Consider the following 12,866-nt stretch of genomic DNA (forward strand, 5'->3'; position numbering starts at 1 on the left):
TCAATCTGATCAATCAACAAGACCTTTAAAGAACTCTAACTCCTGCTTTATAGCTTTTGCCCAGTATTGCCGGTTGTGACTACCCGGTTGTGATATATAGGTAGCGTTAATTTTAAGCTCGTCACACTTTTTTCGAAGCTGATTATTGGCCTCGTAAAAGAAATCTTCTGTTCCGCAATCAAAAATGATTTGCTTATCGGTTCCTGCAATTTTTTGAATTTTATTGACGATTGAGAATTGATCCCAGGTGGCTTTGCTGGTGGAAAAATCGCCCAACAGCCTACTTATCCCGAATTTATCACCGGATGCAGCTAACACGACACCGCCGCTTGTACTTCCTGCACTTTTAAATACTTCCGGATGTTCCAGGAAAATGGTTAATGCACCATGGCCACCCATACTTAGTCCTGTAATAAAAACGTTATTTTCATTGACCCTGTACCTTGACTTTATTTCAGGGAAAAGTGTTTCATAGAAAAAATCAACAAACTGAAAGTGGGGCTTTAACGGCGAATTCAAATACCAGGAATCATAAAAGCCATCGGGGCAAACAATAATAAAACCATACTCATCGGCATACTGCTGAGCATTCATGATGCTGTTCCATTGCTTATAATTTCCTGACCAACCGTGCAAAAGAAAAACAGTCGGATAGTTTTTCTCAGCAGAATAACCGGCAGGCTTAAACACCCAAACCGTATCCGGCCCCGGAACTTTAGCGGATTTTAACACGAATTGATCCTGCGCTTTACTCTCGTTAAAAGCAATTAGGATGAGGAACACGATGAAAAGTAATCTAATTTTTAGTTTCATTTTATCCTTTAACATTTTAATTTATGCTCAACACATTACATTTAAAAATAGGCTCAGGTCATAGCTTTCATTATATTTATAAAAACATCATACATCTATTACAAGTTACGCTTTGGACTTATTAGACCAAAACTGCTATGACAAGTTTCGACCATATAGTATTTCGTAGCTCGAGGCTTATCGCATTTTTTACAGTATGCGCATCGCTCTTCATTTCAAATGTAGCCTTCTCACAATATCAGTTCAACTTACTCGATAAAAAAAAGCAAACCAGTTTTTCGTTCCAATTTCAACGCAACCTAATTATCATTCCTGTTCAAATTAACGGCAAAGGTCCTTTTAACTTCATCCTTGACTCCGGCGTTAGCATCCTGCTAATTACGGATCCGTCGTTAAAAGACTCCATTGGAGTGCCCTTAGGAAAAAAAATAAACATCAAAGGTCTTGGAGAAGGGGAAGATATTACTGCATTTGTTGCACCCGGATTAGACATACGGATTGACCGCGTGGAGTCAACCAATATAGCAGGTGCTATTATTTCTAAGGATATTTTGCAACTATCCAACTATGTTGGAATGCCTATTTCCGGCATTATTGGATATGACTTCTTTAATAGCTTTGTTGTTAAGATCAACTACGTTGGCAGCACTATCACCGTTTATGACGCTAGTAAATTCAAAGCTCCGAGAGGTAACACCAAACTCATTCCATTGTTAATCGAAAACCAACGTGCTTATGTTTTTGCCGACACTAAACTGAATGACACACTGACAATTCGCACAAAGTTAATAGTCGACACAGGCGCCGGCCACCCGGTTTCTCTTGAACCAGGCTCTGACCCTAGAATTAAAATCCCTGACTCTAGCCTAAATGCTCATTTAGGAGTTGGCTTGAGTGGCCCGATAGAAGGCCATATCGGGCGTATTAAAAAATTAAGCCTCGAAAACATTGAGTTAAAAAATGTAATTGTTTCTTTCCCTGAATACAATGATGTGGCAGCAAAGGTTGATTACAAACGAAACGGAAACATCGGCAATGACCTATTAAAACGCTTTACTGTTACATTCGACTATCCACACGCTCGGATGTTCCTGAAACCAAATTTGTTGTTTAATGAACCTTTTGAACACGACATGAGTGGTATGGAATTGATCTCACATGGAACCGATTATCATCGGTATATTATTTCGACCGTTCAACCAGGATCTCCAGCCGATCTCAGCGGGTTAAAAAAAGATGATGAAATTATTTATATCAATTTTAAGCCTGTGAGTGAAATGTCTATTTCAGAAATTGACAATCTGTTACGCTCTAAAGATAAACGCATTTTACTTCTTCAAATCCGTAGAAAAAATACTACTGATTACGTGGTGTTAACGCTGAAAAGACGCGTTTAATTCGGAAAAGAAATCTTACCCATAGTTACAGCAGGTATCCCTCTTTCTTTATTCCCAAATGCATCACCTGATCCAGCAACGGTTTCGTTGGCTAAAATGGCAAACAATACTGCCTCCTTGGCATCAGGCTTTATGGCCAAATCATCCGTCGTATGGAATTTACAATTCGGAAGCTCCTGCTTTATAAATTCAACCATTAACGGATTATGCATGCCCCCTCCACTCAAATATACATGCAACTCTTCCTGTTTAGTAAAGCACTTGTTGATGGCATCAGTAATGCCATCGGCAGAAAATTTTGTTAATGTTGCTAGTACATCTTCATTGGAAATAGATCCAGTATTACTATTTATTTGTGCAGTTTGCAAATAATTCAAGCCAAACAACTCTGGGCCAGTAGTTTTTGGAAAACTTTGATTAAAGAAATCATTCGATTTTAACTCCTTCAATAATGCGAAATTAACCATTCCTTTACGAGCTAATTCAGCATTCTCATCAAAGTATTTCCCGGGAAAATGCTTTTGTACAAATGCATCAATTAGTGTATTTCCCGTCCCGACATCGGTAGAAAAAACCAGTTTCGGATCACGATGAGCGGGCAAGTAGGTAAAATTGGCAATACCTCCAATGTTAAGCATAATACGGTTTTCATCTTCCGTAGAAAAAATAAGATAATCCCCGTAAACTGCCAGTGGAGCACCTTCACCGCCTGCCGCAATATGTTTTTGCCTAAAATCGCTGATGGTTATAATGTTCGTCGTTACTGCTAAATGATCGCCATCGCCAATTTGAAGGGTGGCATTTCCAAATTTTTCAAGTTCATGCAAGCGCTTTGGGGCATGAAAAACAGTTTGCCCATGACTGGCAATCAAATCAATATCATTGGGAGTAAGTTTCCATTTCTTCAAACACTCCAAAATCATTTTACCATGCTCAATTCCTATCCAGGGATTCAACACACATAAATGCTGAAAATCAATTTCGCGTTTCGCAAAAATTTTCTTTACTTCTTCTTTAAAGTTGGTGTGAAAACCCACGCTTTCGAACTCAACTAATTCCACTTTTGTGTTGGTGCCAGCATTTTGAATTTTACACAATGCTATATCTAAGCCATCCATTGAAGTCCCCGACATGAGTCCGATGATGAATCTTTGTGACTTTGAAGCTATTTTATAAAGTTTTTCAATATTTTGATTCATACTGATTTTGCCATTAAATAAACGATAAATTAAAAAATAAAATCTTATTTTTGAGCCTAGTGCAAAAAAGAGCGTCTTACTTTGCGAAAAATTTATTCATAAGCCCCTTTAGCAATAAACTTCAAAATGACCTATAGTACATTAACAGACCAAGGCAGAGCCAGATTTGAACGAATTCCTACCCAAATCTACAGCAATTCACAATTAGCTTCAGTAGCTGTTGCCAAAGAAATAGCAGACCTTATAAAAACCAGACAACAAGAAGGCAGACATGTAGTTTTAGGCTTAGCTACAGGTTCTACTCCTATCAAGGTTTACAAAGAACTGATCAGACTACATAAAGAAGAAGGGCTCAGCTTTTCTAATGTGTACTCTTTTAATTTGGATGAATACTATCCGATGAAAGCTAACTCGACGCAGAGTTATGTACACTTTATGAAAGAGCAACTTTTTGATCATGTTGACATTCCTAAAGAAAACTACTTCATTCCGGACGGGTCACTCAAACAAGAAGACATCGCTGAATTCTGTAAAGAATACGACAATAATATTGCAGCCCTTGGCGGCATTGATTTACAATTATTAGGCATTGGTGGAAATGGTCACATTGGTTTTAACGAACCCGGATCATTGCAAAACACAAAAACCCGCTTAATTACGCTTGATCATTCAACTCGTGCTTCAGCTGCCGGTGATTTTTCAGGCATTAGCCGTGTGCCGAAAAAGGCCATTACGATGGGTGTTAGCAATATCATGAATGCACATAGAGTAATTTTAATGGCTTGGGGTGAAGGAAAATCACGGATTGTTCGCGAAGCGGTGGAAGGCCCTATCAGTGATCAAGTTCCTGCTTCTTACTTACAACAGCATTCAAATACCACATTTGTAATTGATGAGCCTTGTGCAAATGAATTAACTAAAATCAAAACTCCTTGGCTGGTTGATTCTGTGATTTGGGATAAGCAAATGATCAAAAAAGCGGTTTGTCACCTGGCATTAACGCTTAACAAATCGATTTTAAAGCTTACCAATAAAGACTATAACGACAATGGAATGAGCGACCTGCTCGCTCAATACGGAAATGGTTATGATATCAACATTGATGTTTTTAACCAATTGCAACATTCAATTACAGGCTGGCCGGGTGGAAAACCAAATGCTGACGACAGCACTCGTCCGGAACGTGCTGAGCCGGCAAAAAAACGAGTAATTATTTTTTCTCCGCATCCTGATGATGATATTATTTCGATGGGAGGCACTTTCCAACGTTTGCACGATCAAGGACACGATGTACACGTTGCTTACCAAACTTCAGGAAACATTGCTGTAGCCGATGACGAAGCGCTTCGTTTTGCTGAATTCGTTGTTGATTTCAACGATCGTTTTGGTATCGAGGATAAAGCAGCCAACAAGATTTATGAAGATTCCATCAATTTCTTAAAAGATAAAAAAGGAGAGGTTGATACACGCGAACTTCGTACGATAAAAGGATTAATGCGTAAGGGGGAAGCGAAAGCGACTTGTCGTTTTGTAGGCATTCCTGATGAAAATGCACACTTCCTTAACCTGCCGTTTTATGAAACTGGTAAAGTGCAGAAAAACCCACCTACTGAAGCGGATATAAAAATTGTAATGGATTTGATTGAAGAAATAAAACCTCATCAAATTTTTGCAGCCGGCGATCTTGCCGATCCACATGGAACCCACAAGGTTTGTTTGGATGTAATTTTTGAAGCATTGAAACGCTTAAAACACAAAGATTACATGAAAGATTGTTGGTTATGGCTGTATCGTGGCGCTTGGGCGGAGTGGGATATCCATGAAATTGAAATGGCAGTACCAATGAGTCCGGAACAAGTACTTATTAAGCGCTTTGGTATCTTCAAACATCAGTCACAAAAAGATGGCGTTGTATTTCAAGGATCAGACGCCAGAGAGTTTTGGCAACGTGCTGAAGAACGCAACCGTGCAACCGCTGAGTTGTACAACCATTTAGGCCTTGCTGACTATGCGGCAATGGAAGCCTTTGTAAGATGGCATTACTAGTTTCTTCACAGAACAGTTAACTTTTTCAAAAAGGTCAGCAAAAAAATGCTGGCCTTTTTTAGTAAATGTTAAAAAATCTTGTTATCTCTGAGTATTAAAACATTACAAAATGCAAACGAGCGAAAAGATTATACCTGAATCTGCGCCAAGGGCTCAAAGTATAACAAAACAAGATAAACTAAGTCATCGTTTAGTTTCCCTTGATGTCTTTAGGGGGATTACGGTAGCAGCTATGATTTTAGTCAATAACCCTGGCTCCTGGTCGCATATTTATGCTCCTTTGGAACATGCACACTGGAATGGCTGCACGCCAACCGATCTTATTTTTCCATTTTTTCTATTCATAGTGGGAGTATCCATTGTCTATGCGATTTCCGGTAAAAAAGACGACATCACACTGCATCCTGCTGCAATAAAAAGTATTGCTATCAGAAGTTTAAAATTATTTGCTTTGGGCTTTTTTCTAAGCCTCTACCCCAAATTTAACTTTGAAACCGTTCGAATTTTAGGCGTTTTGCAACGCATAGGAATCGTTTTCTTAGTGGCGTCGTTAATCTATCTTAAATCAGATCGAAAAACCATCATTTGGCTGTTTGGAAGCTTCCTTGTAGTTTATTACCTACTGATGAATTTTATGCCTGTGCCGGGAGCAGGACCCGCTAACCTCGAACCTGAAACAAATTTGGCCGCATGGATTGACCGTCTTATTCTTACAACAAATCATACCTGGGCACTAAGTAAGACCTGGGATCCCGAAGGTCTTTTAAGTACCGTTCCTGCCATATCAACCGCGTTATTTGGGGTATTGGTTGGCATTTGGATGAAGCGCAAAGATGTTGATGCTGTAAATAAAGTAGTTTGGATGTTTGTTTACGGCGCTGCTGCCATTGTAGCCGGTTTAATTTGGGATATGTTCTTCCCAATTAACAAATCACTATGGACCAGCTCCTATGTATTATATGCAGGTGGATTAGCAACTGCCGCACTGGCTTTATGTTACTGGCTGATTGATATCCAAGGGCACAAGCAATTCACAAAACCATTTGTTGCTTTCGGAGTAAATGCCATAACTGCATTTTTCCTTTCGGCCTTTATCGTCAAAACACTGTGGCTGATCAAACTTACAAATGCCAAAGGAGAGCAAGTAAACATTTTAAAATACCTGTATGATCTCTGCATTGTGCCTTATTTCTCTCCAATTAATGCATCCTTAATACATGCATTAATTTGGGTTGTATTGTTAATGGCCCTCATGCTTTTCATGTACAAACGAAAAATTATTATCAAAGTATAATGATCCATTAATATTTATAAAAACAGTTTGTGCCTTGTAACTGCATAGGCTTTACTTTATACAAAATAACCCGGTTTCCTTAAAGCATGCAACTCGCAATAAAATAGGCCGGATGTATAAAATATGGCAAGAAATTACCAATCGTTTAATATATTTGCACGCTTTGTATAAAAGCCTCAAAACCGGCAGTTTCCAATTAACAACAAACAATGAGAGAAATTCAATTTCGAGAAGCGCTTCGCGAAGCAATGAACGAAGAGATGCGCAAAGACGATACAATATTTTTGATGGGCGAAGAGGTTGCTCAGTACAATGGTGCTTATAAAGTGAGTCAAGGTATGCTTGCTGAATTTGGCGAAAAGCGAGTAATCGATACTCCAATCTCTGAATTAGGCTTTGCCGGCATTGGCGTAGGAGCTGCCATGAACGGCCTGAAACCTATCATTGAATTTATGACTTTCAACTTTTCACTGGTAGCTATTGACCAAGTGATCAATGCTGCTGCAAAAGTTTATTCAATGAGTGGCGGTCAATTCTCTTGTCCAGCTGTTTTTCGCGGACCAACCGGCAACGCAGGACAATTAGGAGCTCAGCATTCACAGAATTTTGAAAACTGGTATGCGAACTGTCCTGGCTTAAAAGTAGTCATTCCATCGAACCCATATGATGCAAAAGGTTTATTAAAATCTGCAATTATAGACCCGGATCCGGTTATTTTCATGGAATCGGAAATAATGTATGGCGATAAAGGTGATGTTCCAGAAGGTGAATACTATTTACCTATTGGTGTTGCCAATGTTGTTAAAGAAGGAACCGATGTAACTATTGTTTCTTTCGGAAAAATGATGAAGGTGGTTTATGCTGCAGCTGCTGAACTGGAAAAAGAAAGAATCAATGTTGAAATTATCGATTTACGTTCTGTTCGCCCAATTGATTACCCAACCGTAATTAAATCAGTTAAGAAAACTAATCGCTTGGTTATTGTTGAAGAAGCTTGGCCATTAGCATCAATTTCAACTGACATCGCTTTCACAGTACAAAAAAATGCATTTGATTATTTAGACGCTCCTGTATTGAGAGTTATCAGCGGAGATGTTCCACTTCCATATGCACCAACCCTTATTGAAGCCTGCCTGCCAAATGCCGCAAAAGTGGTAAAAGCGGTTAAAGAAGTGATGTACGTTAAAAAGTAATATACAAAACTCAAAAAGTAAAAAGGTCTCTTGCCAAACAAGAGACCTTTTTACTTTTCAAAATACTGCACACAAAGCCAACATGAGTTTTTCTACCCGATTGCTTAGTAACTTAGCTATATAGCACAAAGCCATGTCACACTTAGAAGTAATCATTGGAGATATTACCAAACTTGAAGTAGATGCAATAGTAAACGCAGCCAATACAAGCTTATTAGGAGGAGGAGGGGTAGACGGAGCCATTCAGCGTGCAGCAGGACCCGGATTGTTGGAAGAATGCAAAAAGCTAAATGGTTGTAAAACGGGTGAAGCTAAAATTACTGCGGCCTATAATCTTCCATCAAAATATATAATCCACACCGCAGGTCCGGTTTGGCAAGGAGGCAATCATGAGGAAGAGCAACTATTGGCGAATTGTTATAAAAACTCACTTGCGCTGGCCATTAAGCACAATATCAAGTCGATTGCATTTCCCAATATCAGTACCGGCATATACTGTTTTCCGAAACAGCTTGCTGCAACCATTGCAATCGCAACCACACTTGATTTCGTTAAAACTCACCCCTTAATTGAAAAAATATATTTCGTATGCTTTGATCAAGACAACTATCAGCTATACCAAAGGGGGGTAAAAAAATCATAAACATCCTTGACTCTTCTCAAATAATTCAAAAGCATTCACAAGATACTGCTCATCTAGCTTATCAACTTGTGAAATTTAAGACCTTTAACTAAAATCATATTTAAAATTCAATACAAAAAACCTGTTTTATTTATCAATATTATAATTTTTATTGAAATATGATATTAAATTTGTAACAAATAGCTTACTTTACCTATCTTTGTATTAACAAAAAGCAGAATGTAGGGTGGTGAAACAGGCAGACACACCTCCTTGTCTCGGTGGCGGAGATCATGGAAAATCAAACGCAAGTTTGACTAACCACTCCTTGAAGGTTCGACTCCTTCCCCTACAGCAAACTTCATAGATTTTCTAACTAAAAAAACACCCCGTTGCGCAACGGGGTGTTTTTTTAGTTAGAAAAATTTAAGCGATACAATTGTATTTAGAGCTTTTAGAGCATACAAGAAAGCTTTTCTATTGCTGAAGACTTCGTAAAGCCTTTCGCATTTCAATGGAAGCCGAATCTTTTGATTTTCCAGAAACACTTCCTTCAACAGCTTTTTTAACTGAATCAGCTGAGGCATTCAGATCATTCAATACTTCAACAACTGTATCACTATTGAAAACAATGGATTTACTATACTTTGGATATTTCCATGTAACCACAAAAAACATTCTTTTAACCTTTTCGGGCTTACCTACCAATTTTTCAACTTGCTGAGTAGTCATGCCTGATTTTACTTCATTAAAATCAGGATGTTTGATTTCTTGCTGGCACGAGCATATCCATATCAACAAGCCAATCATCATAAAAGCTTTTTTCATGCAATTATTTACCATCATCTAACAGCGTAATTTGACGCTTAATGCTTTCCTCCAATGAAATAAAAGTTTCAGTACGTTGAATACCTTTAATAATTTGTACTTTTTCATTTAACACCTCTCGTAAATGATTCGTGTCTCTACAAATGATTTTGGCAAACATACTGTACAAACCGGTAGTATAGTGCAATTCGACGATCTCTTTAACTTGTTTCATCTGCTCAACCGCTTCATGATATTGCGAGCCCTTTTCCAGGAAAATACCCAAGAAGGCGCAAACATCAAATCCGATGCGTTGAGGATTTACTACAAGATTGGATCCGGTAACGATTCCCATTTCTTGTAGCTTTTTCATACGAACATGTACGGTACCTCCCGAAATGATTAATTCTTTTGCGATATCAGTATACGGAATGGTAGCATCATTCATTAACATCGATAAGATCTGCAAATCCAGTTTATCAACTTGTAAAATTTGGAGCTTCTTTTCAAACATAAATTTTTAATTTAATACCAAAAATAGACTTATTTTATAAATATAATATTTTTTACTTTAATTCAATACAATATTTGCAACAAACATTCTTTTTTATTTATGTTTGTATCAACAACAAAAACAAAATGTAGGGTGGTGAAACTGGCAGACACACCTCCTTGTCTCGGTGGCGGAGATCATGGGAAATCAGGTGCAAACCTGACTAACCTCTCCTTGAAGGTTCGATTCCTTCCCCTACAGCAAACTTCATAAGGTTTATTGATTGGTACTAAACGCCCCGTCTCCCCGACGGGGTTTTTAGTTTATAATTTGCCCTTTTTTATCCCTTAACGTCAATTAAGAAGTTCTAAAATCAGAAGTCATATTCAAATCATTTTTTACCAAAAAACTAATACAACTGCAATATAATTTTAAAAATTAAAAAACTCTGTATAATTAATATGTAATATTTGTAAAAAAACAATACTAATTATATATTTGTTACAACAAAGCAGATGTAGTCACGGTGACAGGCTTAGAAAAAACCAGGAAAACCTAGTTGCTCAGCCCTGCGAAGGTTCGAATCCTTTACCTACAGCAAACTTCATAAGGTTTATTGATTGGTACTAATACGCCCTGTCTCCCCGGCAGGGTTTTTAGTTTTTACACCTTTCAATAAACAATCCACGATTTTAATAATTTTATTCTGATTACAGCTATAAAAATTATCATTTTATTAAAAAACAGGCACATTTTTTCATTTACATTAAATTTATCAACACTCTGCCTGGTTAAAATTTAGACGATAACGGCAAACCGATACAATACGAAAAGGCTTCGATTGGCATGGAGAGAGATTTAAACTATATTTGGTCACTAAAAAAAATAAATATGTACACAGGAATTCTACATCTTCATTCAATTTTACGCTGGCTTGCTTTAATTTTATTAATTGTATCAGTAGCGAAAGCTGTAAGCGCTTGGAGCAGCAGCAATAAAATTTATACTGAAGGTGATCGCAAACTCAACTTATTCACTTTAATAAGCATGCACACTCAATTAATTGTTGGCTTTGTATTATACTTTTTGAGCGACAAGGTTCAGTTCAATGCGTCTACGATGAAAGATTCAGCTATCCGCTACTTTACCGTTGAACACGTATTTATGATGATCATTGCCATTGTATTCATTACAATAGGCTATTCGAAGTCCAAACGATTAGACATTGGCTTTGAGAAACATAAGAAAATTGCTATTTTCTACGGATTAGGCTTGATCACTATTCTTGTTGCATTGTCGGCAGCGCCTTACAATATCATTACCAAACTATTTTAAAATATATTTGGAATAGCACTCAGGCTTTTACATATTTGAAATAATGAACAATATCAATACAAATACAATTAACTGGTGGCGTCGTGATCATTAATCGCGATGAAGCTCTGTGTTTGTATAAACCTGATTAAAATATACCTAAAATATATGAAGCTTGTCGCAAACCGCGACAAGCTTTTTTTATGGCTAATTTTTAAGAACGTTATTCTATGAAAAAATATACCTGTAAAACCATTTACAAGAAGTTACTGGCCGATACAACTACTCCAGTAAGCATCTATTTGCGCCTGCGCGATGAATTCCCCAACAGCCTGTTACTCGAAAGTTCTGACTATCATACACGTGCCAATAGCATGTCATACATCTGCTGCGACCCTGTAGCGGAAATTAAAATCGAAAATGGCCAATACTCGGAGAGCTTTCCGGATGGCACACATACCACTTCTGACGCTTTCTCTGAAAACATGGTTGAACGAATTACGGCTTTTTGCAATCGGTTTGATGAGAACAAGATTGAGCCCTTTAATTTCATAACCAATGGCCTTTTCGGTTATTTCAACTATGATGTAATTGAACATTTTGAAGACATCCGATTACAAAACCAACACACCGAAAGTAAACAAACACCCGACTTGCTGTATCATGTTTACCGTTTTGTGATAGCAATTAACCATTTCAAAAACGAACTTTATATTTTTGAACATATTTACGACGATAGTGCCTCACAGATCGAAAAGTTGGAATACTTAATCCGCCATAAAGATTTTCCCCAATATAAATTCACACCAAAGAACAATGAAACCTCAAATTTTAGTGATGAGGATTTTTTGACTGTATTGGGAAAGGCGCAAAAAAATATTTTCAGAGGAGATGTGTTTCAAATCGTTATTTCACGCAGTTTTTCGCAGGAGTTTTTAGGTGATGAATTTAATGTGTATAGAGCGTTGCGATCAATCAATCCGTCGCCATATTTGTTTTATTTTGATTATGGCAATTTTAAGATTTTCGGTTCTTCACCTGAAATCCAATTAGGTATCAAAAACGGGATTGCTACTATTCATCCTATTGCAGGAACGTTCAGAAGAACAGGCAATGATGAAGCTGACGCCGAACTTGCTGCACAACTTAAAAATGACCCTAAAGAAAATGCCGAACACGTTATGCTGGTAGATCTTGCCCGTAATGACTTGAGCCGTCATTGCGTAAATGTTAAGGTTGATAAATTTTGTGAAATCCAGTATTACTCCCATGTAATTCATTTGGTTTCGGAAGTGAATGGAAAACTTAAAAAGGGAACTCCGGGATTAAAAGTAGTGGCAGATACGTTCCCGGCAGGAACACTTTCAGGGGCACCAAAATACCGGGCAATGCAATTAATTGATGGTTATGAGAAAGGCCGTCGTGGTTTTTATAGTGGCGCTATTGGTCATTTAGGCTTTGGCGGTGATTTTAATCACGCTATCATGATTCGAACATTTTTAAGCAAAAACAATACACTGCATTATCAGGCCGGAGCCGGCTTAGTAGCAGATTCAGTATTGGTGAACGAACGACAGGAAGTAAACAATAAACTAGCCGCATTGAAAAGTGCAATTTTAATGGCTAGTGATATTTAAGAGCATTATTCTCCAGGAGAATAGACTAATTGAGATAATAAAATAAACTAT

11 protein-coding genes and 1 tRNA gene are annotated in these 12,866 nt (G+C 37.7%); 8 read left to right on the plus strand and 4 right to left on the minus strand.

Translation table 11 applies throughout. The annotated features are described in order from the left end of the window. Nucleotides 1–9: 9 nt before the first annotated feature. The gene (locus FN756_RS02905) at nt 10–813 is read right to left on the minus strand and encodes an alpha/beta hydrolase (RefSeq protein ID WP_185955162.1); all 804 of its coding nucleotides are present in this window, start codon (nt 811–813) and stop codon (nt 10–12) included. 137 nt (nt 814–950) lie between these two features. On the opposite strand from FN756_RS02905, the gene FN756_RS02910 reads away from it, so the two are divergent. Continuing rightward, nucleotides 951–2,210: an aspartyl protease family protein gene (locus FN756_RS02910; RefSeq protein ID WP_142601293.1), complete on the plus strand. Its 1,260-nt coding sequence runs from the start codon at nt 951–953 to the stop codon at nt 2,208–2,210. Here FN756_RS02910 and FN756_RS02915 read toward each other — a convergent pair. Then, nucleotides 2,207–3,409, minus strand: coding sequence for an anhydro-N-acetylmuramic acid kinase (locus tag FN756_RS02915; protein WP_142601295.1), 1,203 nt, complete (start codon nt 3,407–3,409; stop codon nt 2,207–2,209). The genes FN756_RS02910 and FN756_RS02915 overlap by 4 nt on opposite strands. 126 nt (nt 3,410–3,535) lie before the next feature. Here FN756_RS02915 and nagB point away from each other — a divergent pair, with 126 nt between their 5' ends. The 4 genes from nagB to FN756_RS02935 all read left to right on the plus strand — a co-directional run bounded on the left by nagB (nt 3,536) and on the right by FN756_RS02935 (nt 8,585). Continuing rightward, the gene (gene nagB, locus FN756_RS02920; RefSeq protein WP_142601296.1) at nt 3,536–5,455 is read left to right on the plus strand and encodes a glucosamine-6-phosphate deaminase; all 1,920 of its coding nucleotides are present in this window, start codon (nt 3,536–3,538) and stop codon (nt 5,453–5,455) included. A gap of 109 nt (nt 5,456–5,564) precedes the next feature. Next, on the plus strand, nt 5,565–6,749 hold the full coding sequence (locus tag FN756_RS02925; RefSeq protein WP_246085404.1) for an acyltransferase family protein: 1,185 nt from the start codon (nt 5,565–5,567) through the stop codon (nt 6,747–6,749). Nucleotides 6,750–6,958: 209 nt separating this feature from the next. Continuing rightward, the gene (locus FN756_RS02930) at nt 6,959–7,942 is read left to right on the plus strand and encodes a pyruvate dehydrogenase complex E1 component subunit beta (RefSeq protein ID WP_142601298.1); all 984 of its coding nucleotides are present in this window, start codon (nt 6,959–6,961) and stop codon (nt 7,940–7,942) included. 133 nt (nt 7,943–8,075) lie between these two features. Next, nucleotides 8,076–8,585, plus strand: coding sequence for an O-acetyl-ADP-ribose deacetylase (locus FN756_RS02935; protein ID WP_142601300.1), 510 nt, complete (start codon nt 8,076–8,078; stop codon nt 8,583–8,585). A gap of 456 nt (nt 8,586–9,041) precedes the next feature. Here the strand turns inward: FN756_RS02935 and bamE are convergent, their stop codons facing one another. Continuing rightward, nucleotides 9,042–9,392 (minus strand): outer membrane protein assembly factor BamE domain-containing protein, encoded by a 351-nt coding sequence (bamE, locus tag FN756_RS02940; protein WP_185955163.1) that lies wholly within the window; start codon nt 9,390–9,392, stop codon nt 9,042–9,044. 4 nt (nt 9,393–9,396) lie between these two features. Further along, complete coding sequence (locus FN756_RS02945; RefSeq protein ID WP_142601303.1) at nt 9,397–9,885, minus strand: Lrp/AsnC ligand binding domain-containing protein; 489 nt, start codon at nt 9,883–9,885, stop codon at nt 9,397–9,399. Between the two features lie 126 nt (nt 9,886–10,011). On the opposite strand from FN756_RS02945, the gene FN756_RS14395 reads away from it, so the two are divergent. From FN756_RS14395 to FN756_RS02955, 3 genes are all read left to right on the plus strand, one after another. Next, nucleotides 10,012–10,125 (plus strand) — tRNA-Asp (locus FN756_RS14395). A 630-nt stretch (nt 10,126–10,755) separates the two neighbouring features. Next, nucleotides 10,756–11,199 (plus strand): cytochrome B, encoded by a 444-nt coding sequence (locus FN756_RS02950; protein WP_142601305.1) that lies wholly within the window; start codon nt 10,756–10,758, stop codon nt 11,197–11,199. A gap of 209 nt (nt 11,200–11,408) precedes the next feature. After that, complete coding sequence (locus tag FN756_RS02955) at nt 11,409–12,815, plus strand: anthranilate synthase component I family protein (protein ID WP_142601307.1); 1,407 nt, start codon at nt 11,409–11,411, stop codon at nt 12,813–12,815. Nucleotides 12,816–12,866: the final 51 nt, after the last annotated feature.

The sequence above is a fragment of the Solitalea koreensis genome (genome assembly GCF_900182575.1).
GTDB lineage: Bacteria > Bacteroidota > Bacteroidia > Sphingobacteriales > Sphingobacteriaceae > Solitalea > Solitalea koreensis.